The following is a 17,367-nucleotide window of genomic DNA, read 5'->3' on the forward strand; positions in this document are numbered from 1 at the left end:
TTGTTTTTTGTTATTTACTCAGTGCCATATATGTTATGGCTTTACCATAACGCATCTGTACATTAGCTACTATTTTTTGTATTTCTTGATTCAACACATTGTCAAATTCTTCTTGGCTAAATTCAAAGAGTGTGCCACCGCTTTGAGTACGAAGATCATCAAGTGCAATTATCTTTTTGATGATGTCATAATTGCCTTTATTCACTAACATGAATGCAGATGATAAAAGGCTACGCGACTCCTTAGACATCGTGATAGTGTCTTTCATTTTAATGATTATCTCTTTGGCTTTTGTAGCCTTTTGCGAATTCTTTGCATGAATATTCATCTTAGCCAGTGCTTGATTTACGGATAATTCGGCTTTTGATTTACGTTGTTCCCAGTCTGCTGGAAGACTGACTGATGGCACATCATCATCGGTACGGAATGCTTTGTAAGCGTCGATACCGGAAAGAATACTACTTTTAAGTTCAGCATCCACTTTTACAAATAGTCCGGAAGTCTGCTTATTGCGAACAAGGAAATAGCTACTTCCATCTGTTGGTGCAATTGCTAATTCCAGTCCATCTCCCATTGCCGCTATTTGTTCAAAGCGTTCAGGATGAGTACGTTTATATTCTTTCAGTTCAAATACGTATTTTTCCATTGGAGACTCCTCGCCATTTATCTGCTTATTTAAATCATAATGCATTACTTCCTCATTCCCAGTGAATATCTGACTGTCTTCACCAAACAAAGTATGGAATGATTGTAGCTTGGTATAAGCCTTTTGTACGAGCCTTATTTGTTCATCACCTTGCAAACTCGGCATAAAATTATAGACATACACATGTGATGCAATGGAACCAATGCGGTTCACGCGCCCTATACGCTGCATCAGCCGAGTGGAATTCCAAGGAGTATCATAGTTCAGTACACAATTAGCACGATGTAAATTTACACCTTCTGCCAAAACCTCAGTAGTCACGATTACCTGATAATCATTACTCCATTCACCCTTATAATTGGCATCAAAGTTCTCAGCAATAATCTTTTCGTTCTCATCTCTGTTTTTTGCAGTTATTACAAGTACCTTCAGAGAGTTATCAGTGGTTTCTATAGCAAGTTTTATAGCCTTCACTGTATCTATCGCCTCACTAAATATAACCAATTTTTGTGCTATATTGCGTTGTTTATCAAAGAGTGTACTTCGTAACTGCTTTTTGAATTCTTCCAGTTTCGGATCGTTACTGTAAGCATTCCATCGTTTACAGAGAAATTCTATTAGCTGTAAATCTTTACGCAACAATTCTATATACTCTTGCATAAAATCATCACGAGTAAGTTCACGGTTACGTTCCTTCTCATTTTTACCTTTTTTATTAAGTTTCTCTATACGGGAGCGTATATCATTGGCGCATTCGGAAAATGAATACAACTTGCCAGTACGTTCATAGTCCTTTTCTCGATCAAGTTCCTCATTTACGTTAATGTCAGGACACACAAAAATGGTATTATGTTCCCACATATCGATCATATTTTGAGTATAGCGACGCAAATTCTCAAGTGAAGATTTGAATGCAGAGAAACTGCTTTCTATTCTTTTCACCAAATTAATCTGCATAATTTTAGCCAACTGTTGTGAGAAACGGTCTGCATCCATATTTTTCCCCTTATACAGAGCCTTCACTTCGGGAGACTTGATGAATTCTATAGCACGATAACGGTAGTAGCATAGATAATTACTGTTATCGAAGCGAAAATCTTCGGTAGGTGCAATCAGATTCATTGTATCAGCAAAAAGTTTTGCTAATCCACTCTCCATCTGATATTCAATGGAGTGAGGGCCACTAATCTTTGGAAAAATGATTCCTTGTTTACCGATGTCATCCTTATAATATTTCTGCACATCAGTACGTGTACGGCGCACCAAAACATCTTGAAGCACACAGTCACGTATCTCACCTGATAAACGTTTAAGTTCCGCTCTGCATTCTTCGGGAGTCATATCATCGTTAGGCATATCACCATCATTCATTTGTCCAGATGATTTTATCACTTGTACGAATCGACGGTTAATGTCGGAAAAGAAACCTTCAAGGTTTCCACCATTAGCCTTTTTCAAGGTGCTATCGGCGTGGTTTCGCTCAAACAAATATATCTGGTTTTGTATATCAGATGGACGATTGTTTTGTGGTGTAGCTGAGAGCAATCCTATATATGGATAAGCACCTGTACTAGCTCCTATCTGTGTTATCAAATCATCCAGTGCTTTATACATTGCAGTACTACTATTGCGAAACTTGTGACTTTCATCTATGATGATTAAACCATAATCTTTATACTCGAAAGCAGAAGAAAAATCACTGGAATCAATATCGTCAAAATCAACTTCATCCATATAATCAACAAGCTTGCCTATACTTCCTGTTGTAATGTAATCGATAGCCGAATCCATTTTATCTGCTTTGTCTGCGTCAAACAGTTTTACAGTTTCTTTCCATCCTGACTGAATGGCAGGAGGAGTTATAATGAGTACCTTACGCTCACGACCATCATCATCAGGCATTCCCAGAAAATGTTTTATTATAAGCGTACCTACAATGGTCTTACCTAATCCCACAACATCTGCCAACATAAAACCACCGTGTTCTTTCATGATGAAGAAACACTGTTTCACCGCTTCTATCTGATAAGCCAACGGATCAAAGCTTTTGGGAAGATAGCTCTCTATCAACTGCTGCTGGTTCATATCAACAATGCTACCGAACTTATATTGTAGGAGCTTAATGTACAATTCATAAGGTGTCAACTTTACGACCTCTTTCGCAGCCTCTTCTGCTTTCATTGTTACAGGTGAGCCTCTCAATATTTCTTCAAGGAATGTTTTATTCCAAGGCATTGATAAATTCCATTTCTCATCAAACCAACATTTATGTCCCTTTGTATATGAATACTCATTCGGTACGGCTGTGACTCGACTCGTATCAGTTTCCAAATAATTCAATTCCGAATTGCCTTCTAACCCCTTTTGAGTAAAATTACTACTGCCAATAATGCCTACAGCATAATTCTGTCCGCAAAAAACATAACATTTTGCATGAAAGAATTGAGCATCACCATCTTCATTCTTTTTGTAAATACGGATTTGAAATCTGCTTTCATCCTCCTTTTCCTTACAATATTTTTGAAGCAAGCACACAACCTCTACATATTTGTCAATCACTTCAAGTTGTTGTATATCCCTCTTGATATAATCTTGTGGAAATTTCGCATCTTTACAAATAGGATTAGCCAATTGATTTTGACGCACAATTGGATCAGCCCCTATCAATAGCTGAAAAGTTGCCCCCTCTTTTTCTAGAAAATCTTTCAACTCACTATAAATCAAAAAAGTGCCAGGAATATCCCAATATCCTGTTGCTATTTTTATAGCCTTACAATTGGCATTGGTTATACACTCTTTGATAGTGTTGACTAACCTCAAGCATTCATCTGAATTATCAATAAGAGTATTTGTCATAACATTTTCGCTTCGTTAGGTTTTACATATTCACTAAGAATGAAACATTCTTTCAAGTTCCTTCATTTGTGCTATGAGAGATTCAAACGTAGGAGCTTCTCCATAAATCATCGTAAGACGCATATCGTTATAGTCTTGTTCCCAAATATCCACCAAAGATTTGTTTGGAATAAGACAGATACGTCTACGGATGTCAGGGGTATAATCAACACCATTCACATGAGTAAAGCATTCACGATGATGGTGAATGGTCGCCCATAATTCATCATTAGAAACAGCATTTAATGCTATTTCAGTTTTCATCATCATTGCCAAGTCATAAAGATGACGCGACTTTCTATTGGCATCACTCATGGAGGTTGCGAGAATAACTCATGTAACAAGAAAGCCTTTTCCAAAAATGTCTTTTCAGCAAGAGCTGTCGGTATTGCTACCGACTGAATGATTGTTTCAATCGGAAGATATTGCTCTACAATACTCTTTACTTCTACTTTAGAGGTCGGTTCTAATAAAGAACGGGAGCCAATTTCCAACTTGACTTCTGAATGTAAGTATGGTAGTTCGGTTTCGAATAAAGAATAGTAACGAATATGTATGACACGTGGTTCTGGGTGGGTATTGTCACCCTCCCCGTCAGGATCAACTTCTATCGATAACCATTTATCCAAACCTTTTTCCATGATTGCTGATTTCAAAGATTGGCACAATTCATCACGAACAAATATGGATGAACACTTCCTGAGACGTTTGATTTGCTTCTTTGTCAAATCACCTTTAAATCCCCAGATAGACGGATCTATAGCCAAATCTATATCTTCGGAAAAGCGTTGAATAACGTTCCACACTTTACTCAAGGAAGTACCGCCTTTAAACACCAAATGTTCTGCCATGGGCAAAGAGAATATAATTTGAAGCATCGCTGTTACCCACAGGTCTTTTTCGATGGCTTGCACTGGAAGCCCAGTTCTATTGGCAGCTTGCGTAATGACCATTATTTGTTGGTCAGTGGTAAGCGAAAAGTAGTTATTCATAGGCATTTTTTATGATAGTTCTTATCCAAGCAGGCATCAATGATGCATCCGCCATCACTTTTTCTTTTGATTCTTTCGCTAATATCTGTTTAAGTTGGGTTATCTGCGGCTCTGTTATCTTACCTTGCCCCAGTTCTTTTAAGGCAAAGGTAACAAGCATCGCCAATTTATTCGTAAAAGCTAAATTCTTGGGCGATGTAAATCGGAATTGAATGGATTTGCCATTTCCAATATTTATCTTCCGCCTTGTTCCATCAGTCAGATAAACAAAATTCATGGGTATTTGAGTGGAAAGCCCCAACTTATTGAGCGCATGAATTCCCGTAGGTACTATTCTCGCCTTATCACGCCGAGCAATACTATCGGCTATTTCTTCGATGGAAGGATAAAGTACCCCCAATCCCATTATTTTATCTTGCTTAGGATAATAATAGATACCTCTTGCCAAACGAAGAATCAGGCCTTTTTCAGTCAATCGTTCTAAGGCTTTGCCTATGCTCTTGGGTTCGCCAAAGTCAATAAAATCATTTGGGAAAAAGATATATCCTTCTCCTTCGATTCCTATCACTTCCATAATTTTATCCTCGATACTTACCATACTACTCGTTTTGTCGCAAAAATATGTTATTTTTACGACTTACAATTATTTCTTGAAGTATTTTTGCTACTAATCTAAATTATTAGTCATTCTACTCTATATTGTGACCTCAGATTCCCCATTCTAATAAAATCGGCTCTACTTTATTGTCGTACTCTATATATGAAGAACAGAAGGGGGATTTGTGATTGTAACATTCAAGAGGCCCGCAAAGGATTCAAGTACAGCGCAAGTTGAAGTTAACTTTTCACCAGCTTTTCACTAACTTATCATACCAAATTAAAGTGTTGATAATGTAATTCAAAAAACACAGAAAAAGCTATTTCTGGACTTCAAAAAACGATTAACTTGTCACCAAAGAGCAGGCGCTTATTCAAGGAACAATATATTGATCAAGCATTGGAACAAGGACTGATTACAATGACGCATCCCGAATCTCCACGTCACCCTCAACAAAAATATAAGTTGACGGAGAAAGGAATTATCGTCTTAAACACTATATCTGAAGAGAGTGTCTAACTCATTCATTTTGTCGCAAAAGTAACACATTTTTTTCGACTAACACAAAAAAAGCATGTTCACTTTACTTTATTGTCGTATTCTATGAATACGTTATAATAAAGTAAAGGTAGGGAAGAAAGACAAAGAATTGTTTCTTTCCCCTACCTTTAAAACCAAAGTCTTTCGAAGCATAAATATATGCGTGATAACATCGACTACCTAAGCGATATTAGTGGAGAGATACCAATCCATTAATGAAAGATAAAAACGTTAAAAGTGAACGTTTTAACACACTGGAACAAGGGCATTTTCTAACTTCCTATCTTTTAAAGGCTAAATCAGTGAGTACTAATTGTCTATGCATGCTGCATCGGGAAATAAAGGAGTCCATAGCGATGTAACAACATCAACCATCCAACATCAGCGAAGTCGGTCTTGTGACCGGGTAGTTTTTGAGAGGACCGGTACTTTATCGGGGGCTTACATTTAATAAGGATATCCAGTAAACAAAAGAAGGATTTCCACTGCAAATTATAACATCTTTGAATACACAAATTAATTCATAGAACTATAGTGTTTCTTTCATGGGACTATAGTTCTTTGAAAGAAACACTATAGTCAATCTTTCGTAGGACTATAGTCCTACGAATAAATTCAGGCAAAGCAGCCCATTGTTTTTTGAATAACTAGAAAATAACTATAACATGAGTATCCATTACGATTATCACAACAGAAGTAATCCACTCAAGAGAGAAAAGCAACAGCCGCTTCACGCCCGCATCATTCCATTAGGGATTATTGTCACCAAGGAATTTATCATAAGCATTCGGAAAAAAATCTTCGCAACTAAATGGGGCAATTCAGCAATATAAAAATCATCCCAACTAGAACCAACAATTGCTTTCAGTGGGTTCGATTTTTACAAAAGTTACCAGAAAAGCTTCCAAATTAGCGAACAGGGGAAACTCTACCAAGCCATTCTATCTACTTCCCTGGCTCACTTTCTTGGTTTGAAAGAGGCGAAGAAAGGCCGTGCATCCTACTTTGGGTTATTCAGTAAATAGAATAAAATAAGAGATGCCTTTCTGAGACATCTTTTACTATTAAATGATATTAATTTTTATCCCAAAGGAAAGCTTGAATTATTATTATGGGACTATCCCATATTTTGTGTAAACGTTAAAACTTACAGGTAATCGGATTAGGGTTTATACCTTAATTCGATTTTCAAATATAGTCAAAAACTGGTTAAATATCATTCCCCAGTTCCAAATTGGTTTATACCATTTCTTCTCAATCTCTGCTATAGCTAGGTAGACTGACTTCTTCAACGCATCATCATTAGGGAAAGAAAGTTTGTTTTTGGTGTATTTTCTAATTTTACCATTCAGATTTTCAATCAAATTGGTGGTATAAATTATCTTCCTGATTTCTACAGGAAAATCATAAAAGGAGGTTAATTCGTCCCAATTGTTTCTCCATGACCGGATAGCATAAGGATATTTAGCTCCCCATTTTTTCTCGAAGAGGTCAAGTTCTGCACCAGCAGCTTCTTTAGTGGGAGCATTGTAGATATTCTTCAGATCTGCAGAGAACTCCTTTTTTTCCTTCCATACCACATAGCGACAAGAGTTCCTGATTTGATGAACTACACAAATTTGTGTAGTAGACTCAGGGAAGACGCTTTTTATAGTATCCGTAAATCCGTTCAGATTATCGGTTACAGTTATGAGAATATCTTCTACTCCACGAGCTCTTAAATCTGTTAGAACACCCATCCAGAAGGAAGCACTTTCGGCTTTACCAACCCACATACCCAGAACTTCTTTCAAACCGTCCTTATTTAAACCCACACATAGGTAAACTGTTTTATTAATCACTTTACCATTCTCACGGACTTTGAAAACAATCCCGTCCATCCAGACAATCATATAAAGACTCTCTAAAGGACGATTTTGCCATTCTAAAGCAGCCTGAGAAACCTTGCTCGTAATCACAGAGATGGCAGAAGTAGAGAGGCTAATCTTATAAATCTCAGCCATCTCAGACTCAATGTCAGACACACTCATACCCTTGGCGTATAAGGAGATAACCAGTCGCTCAATTGACATGCCACGACTTTGGTGTTTAGGTATAATCACAGGGGCAAAGCTACCTTCACGATCACGGGGAATATCAATCACAGACTCACCGTGTTCCCTCTGGATCTTCTTGGGATATTTACCGTTACGGGAATTACCACTATTATTACCAGAAGCAGCATGCTTCTCATAGCCCAGGTGAACATCAAGCTCACCTTCAAGCATTTGTTCGTACAAACGGGAATGAAGGTCACGAAGGAAACCATCAACATCGTCAGCGTTCTTGAACTGACTAACGAATTCTTTACTTAAAAATTCTTTGGGAATGTCCATAATAAAACTTTTATCAAAGTTATACATAAATAAAAAACTGCAAATCATATAACCTGCAGTTTTACATTTACACAATATTATGGACAGTGCCAAAAGTTAGTTCGAAAATTTTCCGGCTCTAACCTTTTTGTGATTTATGTTAAAAAGGTATTTCTGTTAAGTTCTGAAAGTCTTGTCCATTTCTGAGAATTTGAGTTATTTTCCCGTTGCTTCCCTTTATTAATATATTACGAGGAGTTATTCTTATTAACTCTCCAAGTTCTACATGTTCGCTGTTTCTATCTATATATAAGACGTCTCCAACATCAACATTCTCGCCATTAGGAAGACGAATAGAAGTATACTTGGTATTATTTGATATAAGTTCAAATTTATTACTCAACTCTTCTATTGCATTTAATATCATACTTGAATCTTGTGATAAAGTAACTTTTTCAGGGAGAGTAGCAGGTTTTTCAATAGACAATAACTGTAACAACGAATTTACATCTTTATCATCAGCTTCAAATGTTTCAGTTATACATTTGGCTATTTCAGGGACAGTTTTCTTTACTTCATCAATTCTTAAATTTTCATTGTAAGTTAAAGTTCTGATACCAGATATATCAAATGGCATAGTCGTTTTTATATCTTTAATAAGAATTGTTTTCTTGTTAAAAGCCTGCCTAAATCCTAACTCATAAAATACATTTGGATTTCTCGAACTCAAGTCACATATAGCCATATCACATTCAAGTATCTTTTGAAGGATATCAACCATTATCATGTTTGCCTTTGATGTATCATCTGCACGGATAGGTTCAAACCCTGCTTGTTCACATCCTGGTTTTATTAAATGTTCATATACTCTATTGAAGTGTCCTTTATCGTATCCTTCTGTATCACTAATAGGCATAATAACAAAACACTTTTTCCTTTCCTGTTCCATAACGTTGAACCATTTTATTTATTGGCAAATATAGCTGTTTTAGAAAACAAAGCCAATATATACAGCTATTAATTCATAAGATAGATACAGATTATCCACTATCACGTTATATATTCAATATTAATCATTAAAATTACTGAGTATGAAATTAGATGAAAATATTTTGAGGACTTGTAATGAACTGTAATTGTACGGCTCTCATTCTTAGCATTATGGAGAGTGCCTTATATTCCTCGTGAATGATGTACACCTTAAAACTCGTGAATGTCGATTTAACAAAGTATGTGATACACAGAACATCACCATTCTTTTATTGAATGTCAGTCAAAATTTTGCTTATGGTATGACAAGACAAACCCTACTTGAACGTACCCAATCTATCCAAAAGGAGGATTTCAAATTTGGGATTGACGATTATATGTAGATTACAAAAGTGGATTTAAACAGATGAGATTATGGAAAGAGACAAAATTCCATTCACAAATAGTTGCTAATAATGAAATTAAAAACTATCGCAAACAGCATAAAATTTCAGAGAAAGAAGCCTTATTGAAGAATCCACCAAAGTTTCATAAAAAAAGCGATCAAAACTATTCATCAGATTTTTCATTCTTAGAATTTAAAATCTGAGGTTTTGGTATTTCTTGCAAATATATTACAAATTTTCCTTTGCATTTAGAGCATTGAACATACGTACCTATTAATTGGATGACTTCTTGTTCCTTTTGACATATTGGACAATACCAATATAAAGGTTTCTTTTCTTCTTCCATAATATAAATCTTTTAAAATTGGCTCTAAGATAGGGGAATAATTATATTTGCGAAAGCCTTTCAGCCAAAACATTGTTGAAAATTTAAGGAAGTGCCTTATACTCGTTGAAATCGCCAAATTATCAAAGAAGTATATACAAGGCGCAGAAGATAACTCATATCAAGTGGAGTGCCTTCTGTGCGCATATACAGGTATTTGGCGATATCTAACAAGTATTCACAGGAAGAGCAGCCCACTTTTTTATAACGTAATTTGCACATCACTTCGCATAGAGAAAAAGTTATATCTATTGCAGTCATAATTCAAAATACACTTTCCACAGAATACTCTCAATGCAAGCAAACGGCATATTTCGCACAATACCTTTCCAAGAAACAGACAATACGATAAATAAGGTCTTAAGTCAGGGACAGAGATTTCTTTATGTAAACAAAGTACTCTATTATTCTTACGAAATAAACAGATGCTTTTCTGAGACACCTCTTACTATTAAATGATATTATTTTTCTTATCCAGAAAGAAGGATTCGAGCTATTTATTTTCGTTATCCTTTTCTTTATTGTATTTCTCTCTTTCTATTTTCAAAAGTTCTTCAAATAGCTTCACGGCTTGATCCATTGAAAAATGATTGATATTCTCTAGGTTCGAAATAGTGCCGATATTGGTAGCAGTAGCATTTGAGTTTTCGTAAAAGTTATTTGTATAATATAAAACATTATCCTCGGTAAACTTCTTCAGTCCCTCTTCTGTAACTCCAAGAGCATCAGCGACCTTCACAATACGATCATCCTCAAGCTTTTCTATTTGCTCCATTTTAGAAACTGCTTGTTTTGTTATACCTAACAAATTACCTAAGTCAGTTTGAGTCATTCCTCGCAAACGCCGTATTCTCTCTATCTTTCGCCCCATGTGCAGAGCATTGGTATAAGTTTCAGGTTTCATAATAATGGTTTTCTGTTAAATTACATCTATTCTGTTTTATTCGCATTTTTCAAAATTTCAACTTTTTCCCTTTCGCTCTGCAATAGACGCTCATACAGCTCTACAATTTTATCAATAGGATTAATTTGTTGTGTGCCAGCATATACAGTTGTTGTTGCTCCTGGAGAAATCGTAGCATCTTTATAACTATTGATATTATAAATAGCCCTCTCCACATCAAAGTCTTTAATGACTTCAGCTGATACGCCTAAGACAGTAGCAATCTGCGTTAGCAGTCCATCTTCTATCTCGTCTTGCCTCTCTATCTTTGAAATCTCTTGCTGACTAACACCTAGATCTGTTGCTAGTGCTTCTTGCTTCATACCTAAATAAACACGAATCTTCTGCAAATTGCGCCCGACGTGCCTACGGTTTGTCTTCTCTTTTATTTCAACATCCATATCATTGTTTTTATGTGGTACGTTTGACAAAGATAGTAAGAATCAACTTAATTCAAATAAAAGTCAACTTTATTTTTTTCCGTACAAAAGACGTGTTGTCTATTTTTGTCTAATCAATTCAATTGAGCTGATTATCGATCGCGACGTCACATTAAATACAACAGTAAACATTTGATTACTCAGTTAACAAGTAATCACCTTCAACCCATAAAAACCTACACAGCCTATGAGATAAAAGATAGTTATCAAAATCAATACATAGTTTTATGTAACTATTCAAGAAGTTTATTAATAACCTTATTATTTAAACCAACAACATGAATTCATATTCAGATAAAAACAACATGGGGCGGAATGCTGCCCTTAAAACAATTTATGCGCTGAGATTTTGCCTCTGCTTATTAATTGCAGGCACTATCTCGGCATTCAGCACCACACAGGCTTACAGCCAACAAGCTAAGAGTATCTCGGGCGTGGTAAGAAATACTCAAGGAGAGTCGATTATTGGAGCCAATATTATTGAGAAAGGGACAAAGAACGGAGCGATTACGGATCTAGACGGAACGTTCAAGCTGAATGTATCACCAAAAGCTGTCGTCTTGGTATCTTATATAGGATATGTGGAGCAGGAAATCAGCATAGGAAATAAGAACAGGCTGGAAATCATATTGGCAGAAGATACTAAACTGATTGACGAAGTGGTGGTAATAGGTTACGGATCAGTGAAAAAGCGAGACTTGACGGGAGCTGTAACTTCAATTAAAAGTGCAGATGTACTGGCCGCTCCAACCAATAATGTGATGGAAGCTCTGCAAGGAAAGATTCCCGGTATGGATATCACGAAAACATCGGGACAAGTAGGTGGGGATGTTAGCATCTTGTTACGCGGCTCGCGATCCATATACGGAAGTAATGAACCTCTATTCATTATAGACGGAATTCCCGGTAGTTATAACCAAATCAGCCCGTCCGACATTGAAAGCGTTGACGTATTGAAAGATGCCTCGTCTACTGCTATCTACGGTTCGGCAGGTGCGAATGGTGTCGTAATCATCACAACGAAAAGAGGGAAAGAGGGCAAAGCTACTGTCAACTTTGACGCATATTACGGATTCAGTGGCTCACCGAATTATAAACATGGAATGACCGGTGATGAATGGGTTACCTACCAGAAAGAAGCGTATCGTTATAAAAATGGCGATTACCCTTCGGACATCTCAGCATTATTGGGTAATCAGGACTTTACTGATGCATACAATGCCGGCAAGTGGATTGACTGGGTAGACCAAGTATCGGGGCAGACAGCTACAACCCAGAAGTATAGCCTTTCGGTCAGCAGTGGAACCGAAAAGACAAAAGTGTTTGCTTCTACATCTTATAATCGCGAAGAAGGACTACTCAGCAATGAGAAGTTAGATAAATACTCGCTACGGCTTAATCTCGATCAGCAGCTTTCTCCATGGGCTAAGTTAGGCTTTACATCCAATCTGGTCTATCAGGACCTGGATGCCGGAGTGAAGAATACATTTACTCGCGCCCTCTCTTCTTTTCCATTGGGAGATGCTTATGCAAAAGACGGAACTGTTAACCATGAATACATCACGGGGCAATATTCACCAATGGGTGATTTCATAAAAGACCAATATGTAGATAATCGACGATCCACTTACTTAAATGTAAACGGTTACATCGAGCTGACTCCTATTAAAGATATTACTTTTACTAGCCGGATCAATGGGACATTAAACCACTCCCGCCAAGGTCAATACTGGGGAGACCAATGCAATGCCAACCGTCCAAGTTACGCCGGTTCGCCTCATGCTTCTATTACAAACAACAATAGTTGGAGTTATACGTGGGAAAACATTCTGGCATACAACACAACGATAGCCAAGGCGCATAATCTGGGAGGTTCGTTAATTACATCATGGAATAAGAATCAATCCGAGAGTAGTATGGCCGCCGCTAGCGGACAAATGGTGGATCGCTGGTCATTCTGGCGACTGGCTTCGGGAACTTCACAGCACGTAGAATCGGATTTCGCACAAACACAAAAGATGTCTTTTGCTTTCCGCCTCAACTATTCGTACAAAGGCAAGTATCTATTCAATTTCTCCAACCGTTGGGATGGTGTTTCGCAATTCTCTACCGGCCACCAATGGGATTCTTTTCCGGCGGGAGCTTGGCATGGAGAATATCCGATGAACCGTTTATGGAGAACGCTCAAAGTTGGCTGGATAATTTAAAACTAAGAATCAGCTACGGGATTACAGGTAATGCCGGAGGGACGAGTGCGTATAGCACAACTACACAAGCCTATGTATATACGGCAAACGGAATCTCTATAAATGGGAAGATTGTTCCATTCACACAATACACAGGAACTTACGGTAGTTCGGATCTTGGATGGGAAAAGTCGTATAACTGGAATATAGGTTTGGATTTCGGGATACTGAACAATCGGATCGATGGGTCGATAGAATGGTTCAAAACGAAGACAGACGGTTTGTTGTTTAAACGCATATTACCAATCAGCAGTGGATTAACCGGATGGGGATCACCTTTATCAATCTGGCAGAATATAGCCGAAACAAGCAATCAAGGTGTAGAAGCAATCTTCAACTCACGCAACATACAACGGAAGGATTTTACATGGAGCACTACCCTATCTGTCACCTGGAGTAAAGAAAAGATAGAAAGTCTGCCCGATGGCGATTTAATATCCGAGAATCTCTTCGTCGGACAACCGATCAATGCTATTTACGGATATAAGTATCAGGGACTCTGGGGAAGTGACACTCCACAGGAGACGTTGGATGCCTATGGGGTAAGTCCCGGATTTATCAAGATTGAAACATTGGATAAAAATGGGGATGGCGGAGTACATAAATACAACACGGATGACAGACAGATTCTGGGACATACAAATCCGGATTGGATTATCGGTTTGAACAACAGCTTTACGTATAAGAATCTGGATTTATCGGTGTTTGCCATGGCACGCTACGGACAAACAATCAATAGTGACCTGATCGGTTATTATACCGCTGAACAGAGTGTAACCAAAAATCAGTTGGCAGGAATCGATTACTGGACAGAGAATAATCAGGGAGCCTACTTCCCACGCCCGGGAACAGGTACAGAACAAGGCACTGTATATCCATCACTGAGAGTGCGCGACGGGTCTTTTATTAAAATAAAGAACATAACGCTGGGGTATACTCTCCCCACTAAGATATCTCGCAAAGCGTTGATGGAGAAATGTCGCATTTATGCCACCGCGTACAATCCCTTCATCTATGTAAAAGACAAACAGCTGAAAGGTACCGACCCGGAAATGAACGGTTCCGATGCTTTTCCCACTTACAAACAGTTTGTGTTTGGTGTTAATCTGACATTTTAATTTAAAAGAAACAGAATGAAAAGTTTATATAAGAAAATAGCCTGTTGCTTTCTCCTATCAGCCGCATTGCTTATGCAATCTTGCTCGCTGGAAGAAAGCAATCCCGCCGGTTTTAACAAAGAAAATCTGGCGACTTCTACCGAAGGATATGAAACGTTGATCAATCAGTGTTATTTTGCTTTGGAAAGATACTTCTATGGTGCCTCTGACTGGATGTCTTTGACGGAAGGAGATACAGATCTCTGGACATACAAAGCCAATCAATCGACAAGTTACACGGAATGGTTCTGGTTTTTTGCCGGTACATCGCCAAACACTACTTATACGAATAACTGGTGGAATGGAACGTATGACGGAATCGGCTCGTGCAATGAAGCAATTGCGTTGGGAGATCTTCCACCCTATCCGACAGAGGAGGAACGGAACTCTCGAATAGCCGAAGCACGCTTTCTGAGAGCTATTTATTATTTCAATGCCGTAGAGCAATTCGGAGGAGTAACTATGCTTACCAAACCTGAAACGACAGTTAATTTCTCTCCCACACGTACCGATCCGATGACCATTTATAAAGAAGTGATTTTACCGGATTTGAGATTCGCCGCCGAATGGTTGACGGTAGGGACACATGCAACAACCACTACACCCACTAAAAAAGCTGCTCTCGGTTTTCTGGCAAAGGCTTGTCTGCAAACTTATGAGTATGAAAGTACCGAATACCTGCAAGAGGCATTGGACACGGCTCTCAAACTTATAACCGATAGCGAATCGGGAGGAGGAAAGTACAACACCTATATGTATCCTTCGTATAGCGAAGTGTTCGAGGAAAGTAATAATTGGGAAAACAAAGAGGCTCTCTGGAAACACCGTTGGTATGCGGGAACAGACGGACATGGATCGAGTAACGGCAATTATAAACTGAACCGGAATGATGAATGCTTCCTCTGTGATATCAATAAATTCGGAGCTCGAGAAGATAATCAGGAAACACGCCTTACTTGGGAGGGCTGTGTTAGCGGCAACTTCATGCCTACGCAACATTTATTGAGTTTGTATGTACAGAATGACGGGACATTAGATCCTCGCTTTCATCAGTCTTTCACAACACAGTGGGATGCGAACAAGAACTACAGTTGGGACGAAAGTGCCGTGCATATGTACGACAAGCATGAATCGGTAATAGGTAAGGCCGTGAATAAGGGTGATTTGGCTATCCGATTCATAATGCCTCAGGACGAAGATTATGAATCGGAGAAGCAAAACGAGCACAACTCCGGTTATCTGTTGGTTGATTATAAACAAGTATACAATAACGAAAAGAAGCACGTAAGCATGAACTACTCATATACAAATACCGTTGGGAATTATAAAGACGATGGCACAAACGAGAACCTGTTCCGTTACTATTATCCGGCATTAAATAAGCATAACAGCAGTCGATATTATGTAGCGAATGCTTCTAAGAAAAGGAATGGTAATTTGAATGCCACGTTTATGATGCGCATGTCGGAAGTGTATCTGATTGCCGCAGAAGCCGACATCTACGTGAATGGAGGAGCTAATGCACTAAAGTATATCAATAAGGTTCGCACCCGCGCGGAGGCAAATCCACTAACAGGTAGCGTAACCATCCGCGACGTATTGGATGAGAGAGGGCGTGAGTTATGCGGTGAGTATTGTCGTTTCTATGATTTAAAACGAACCGGAATGTTTAAGAACTCCGACTATCTAACGAATACGCATCCTGACTTAGCACGTTTTTTCAATCCTAATTATGCCTTGCGCCCCATATCGACAACCTTCACAGCCACTATTATTAACGGCAGTGAATATCAGAATCCGGGCTACTAAATAATAAACTAGTTGCTGTCCAGGAGGATCGGACAGCAACTAGTTGTTATAGCTGTTGCTTACTGCGTCAAATCACAGCAAGGTATGCAATTCCATATCTGAGCTAATCTAATTATTTCTATACTCTTTCGGCGAGACACCAACCAATCTCTTGAAGTATTTGCCGAAGAAGGACTGATTCGCAAAATTAAATTCGTCGCCGATTTGCTGAATTGTCATGTTAGTAGATTTCAAAAGAGCTTTCGCCTCCAATATAATGTACCGGTCAATCCACTCTCCTGCCGATATGCCACTAGCTTGTTTAACAACCGAAGACATATATTTCGGTGTAAGGCATAGTTTATCTGCATAAAAGTCCAGCCCACGTTGCTCTTTGTAGTTAGTCCTGACAAGCTTAAGAAAGTCTTCCAAAAGCATCTCGCTCCTATTGGTCGGTTTTTCAGATAGATTGTGCAAAGAAGGACCAATACCGTAGAAGAATGCTATTGTCAGATGCTTGGCTATTTCAAACCGATTTATATTAGACACAGCTCTTATGACACGCTGCAACATTGTATAATAGCTTAACATCGCATCCATTTCTCTTTCGTTAAGCGGAGTGTAGGGCTGTTTTGTCACAGAGAGGTAAGCCGAGAAGTTCTCTTTGATTTCCAGACTGGAAAGAAATTGTTTGGACATAACAATTACATAACCATCAAAATCTTCGCTGACATATTCATATTCGAGAATCTGTTCGGGCAGCATAAGGATCATACAAGGAGCTTCGGCCGTATACGGTTTTAGATTTATCTTGCCTCTTGTCACCCCCTTCGTACAAATAAGGGCAGAAAGCACATTGATCTTAAAAGGGTAATTCGGCAGCGGAGATAAGAAAGGCTTATCTAAAAGGAAGACATCATCTCCGATATGGTCCACGCCGGCTAACTCTTCCACTTGCTTTTTCCAATCGAACTTCTTAATAACATTTGCCATACTGAACATATTTA

General features: G+C 38.3%; 12 protein-coding genes and 1 pseudogene. 3 read left to right on the plus strand and 10 right to left on the minus strand.

Annotated elements, in window-relative coordinates:
- Positions 1-10: 10 nt before the first annotated feature.
- The 4 genes from JCM10512_RS14625 to JCM10512_RS14635 are packed head-to-tail and all read right to left on the minus strand — an operon-like array spanning position 11 to position 5,131.
- The gene (locus tag JCM10512_RS14625; RefSeq protein WP_044164253.1) at positions 11-3,502 is read right to left on the minus strand and encodes a helicase-related protein; all 3,492 of its coding nucleotides are present in this window, start codon (positions 3,500-3,502) and stop codon (positions 11-13) included.
- Between the two features lie 33 nt (positions 3,503-3,535).
- Complete coding sequence (locus JCM10512_RS24900; protein WP_369346479.1) at positions 3,536-3,856, minus strand: nucleotidyl transferase AbiEii/AbiGii toxin family protein; 321 nt, start codon at positions 3,854-3,856, stop codon at positions 3,536-3,538.
- Positions 3,853-4,533 (minus strand): nucleotidyl transferase AbiEii/AbiGii toxin family protein, encoded by a 681-nt coding sequence (locus JCM10512_RS14630; protein WP_369346480.1) that lies wholly within the window; start codon positions 4,531-4,533, stop codon positions 3,853-3,855. The genes JCM10512_RS24900 and JCM10512_RS14630 overlap by 4 nt, the downstream gene beginning before the upstream one ends.
- Positions 4,526-5,131, minus strand: a complete 606-nt coding sequence (locus JCM10512_RS14635; RefSeq protein ID WP_044164255.1) for a DUF6088 family protein — start codon at positions 5,129-5,131, stop codon at positions 4,526-4,528. The genes JCM10512_RS14630 and JCM10512_RS14635 overlap by 8 nt, the downstream gene beginning before the upstream one ends.
- Positions 5,132-5,452: 321 nt before the next feature.
- Between JCM10512_RS14635 and JCM10512_RS24905 the strand changes: the two genes are divergently transcribed.
- On the plus strand, positions 5,453-5,650 hold the full coding sequence (locus JCM10512_RS24905; protein WP_369346483.1) for a Fic family protein: 198 nt from the start codon (positions 5,453-5,455) through the stop codon (positions 5,648-5,650).
- A 1,190-nt stretch (positions 5,651-6,840) separates the two neighbouring features.
- Here the strand turns inward: JCM10512_RS24905 and JCM10512_RS14640 are convergent.
- The 5 genes from JCM10512_RS14640 to JCM10512_RS14660 form a co-directional block, all read right to left on the minus strand.
- Positions 6,841-8,046, minus strand: coding sequence for an IS256 family transposase (locus tag JCM10512_RS14640; protein WP_044164366.1), 1,206 nt, complete (start codon positions 8,044-8,046; stop codon positions 6,841-6,843).
- A 139-nt stretch (positions 8,047-8,185) separates the two neighbouring features.
- Positions 8,186-8,974 carry a hypothetical protein gene (locus tag JCM10512_RS14645; protein WP_244437215.1) on the minus strand — a complete coding sequence of 263 codons (789 nt, stop codon included), beginning with the start codon at positions 8,972-8,974 and terminating at the stop codon, positions 8,186-8,188.
- A 590-nt stretch (positions 8,975-9,564) separates the two neighbouring features.
- The gene (locus JCM10512_RS14650) at positions 9,565-9,747 is read right to left on the minus strand and encodes a hypothetical protein (RefSeq protein WP_044164257.1); all 183 of its coding nucleotides are present in this window, start codon (positions 9,745-9,747) and stop codon (positions 9,565-9,567) included.
- Positions 9,748-10,279: 532 nt separating this feature from the next.
- Complete coding sequence (locus tag JCM10512_RS14655) at positions 10,280-10,690, minus strand: helix-turn-helix domain-containing protein (RefSeq protein ID WP_044164259.1); 411 nt, start codon at positions 10,688-10,690, stop codon at positions 10,280-10,282.
- A 26-nt stretch (positions 10,691-10,716) separates the two neighbouring features.
- Positions 10,717-11,130, minus strand: a complete 414-nt coding sequence (locus JCM10512_RS14660) for a helix-turn-helix domain-containing protein (RefSeq protein WP_044164261.1) — start codon at positions 11,128-11,130, stop codon at positions 10,717-10,719.
- A gap of 317 nt (positions 11,131-11,447) precedes the next feature.
- On the opposite strand from JCM10512_RS14660, the pseudogene JCM10512_RS14665 reads away from it, so the two are divergent.
- A pseudogene (locus tag JCM10512_RS14665) lies at positions 11,448-14,533 on the plus strand (SusC/RagA family TonB-linked outer membrane protein).
- Positions 14,534-14,548: 15 nt separating this feature from the next.
- Positions 14,549-16,381: a RagB/SusD family nutrient uptake outer membrane protein gene (locus JCM10512_RS14670; protein WP_044164264.1), complete on the plus strand. Its 1,833-nt coding sequence runs from the start codon at positions 14,549-14,551 to the stop codon at positions 16,379-16,381.
- 108 nt (positions 16,382-16,489) lie between these two features.
- Here JCM10512_RS14670 and JCM10512_RS14675 read toward each other — a convergent pair whose 3' ends face one another.
- Positions 16,490-17,353 (minus strand): helix-turn-helix domain-containing protein, encoded by an 864-nt coding sequence (locus tag JCM10512_RS14675; RefSeq protein WP_044164370.1) that lies wholly within the window; start codon positions 17,351-17,353, stop codon positions 16,490-16,492.
- Positions 17,354-17,367 lie beyond the last annotated feature (14 nt).

Source organism: Bacteroides reticulotermitis JCM 10512 (genome assembly GCF_000517545.1).
In the GTDB taxonomy this organism is placed as follows: domain Bacteria; phylum Bacteroidota; class Bacteroidia; order Bacteroidales; family Bacteroidaceae; genus Bacteroides; species Bacteroides reticulotermitis.

Bases quoted from the DNA above. Each gene is read 5' to 3' on its own strand.
- JCM10512_RS14650 (WP_044164257.1), bottom strand. From the start codon at position 9,747: ATGGAAGAAGAAAAGAAACCTTTATATTGGTATTGTCCAATATGTCAA.
- JCM10512_RS14635 (WP_044164255.1), bottom strand. From the start codon at position 5,131: ATGGTAAGTATCGAGGATAAAATTATGGAAGTGATAGGAATCGAAGGA.
- JCM10512_RS14675 (WP_044164370.1), bottom strand. From the start codon at position 17,353: ATGGCAAATGTTATTAAGAAGTTCGATTGGAAAAAGCAAGTGGAAGAG.
- JCM10512_RS14660 (WP_044164261.1), bottom strand. From the start codon at position 11,130: ATGGATGTTGAAATAAAAGAGAAGACAAACCGTAGGCACGTCGGGCGC.
- JCM10512_RS14645 (WP_244437215.1), bottom strand. From the start codon at position 8,974: ATGGAACAGGAAAGGAAAAAGTGTTTTGTTATTATGCCTATTAGTGAT.
- JCM10512_RS14640 (WP_044164366.1), bottom strand. From the start codon at position 8,046: ATGGACATTCCCAAAGAATTTTTAAGTAAAGAATTCGTTAGTCAGTTC.
- JCM10512_RS14670 (WP_044164264.1), top strand. From the start codon at position 14,549: ATGAAAAGTTTATATAAGAAAATAGCCTGTTGCTTTCTCCTATCAGCC.
- JCM10512_RS14625 (WP_044164253.1), bottom strand. From the start codon at position 3,502: ATGACAAATACTCTTATTGATAATTCAGATGAATGCTTGAGGTTAGTC.
- JCM10512_RS14630 (WP_369346480.1), bottom strand. From the start codon at position 4,533: ATGAATAACTACTTTTCGCTTACCACTGACCAACAAATAATGGTCATT.
- JCM10512_RS14655 (WP_044164259.1), bottom strand. From the start codon at position 10,690: ATGAAACCTGAAACTTATACCAATGCTCTGCACATGGGGCGAAAGATA.
- JCM10512_RS24900 (WP_369346479.1), bottom strand. From the start codon at position 3,856: ATGAGTGATGCCAATAGAAAGTCGCGTCATCTTTATGACTTGGCAATG.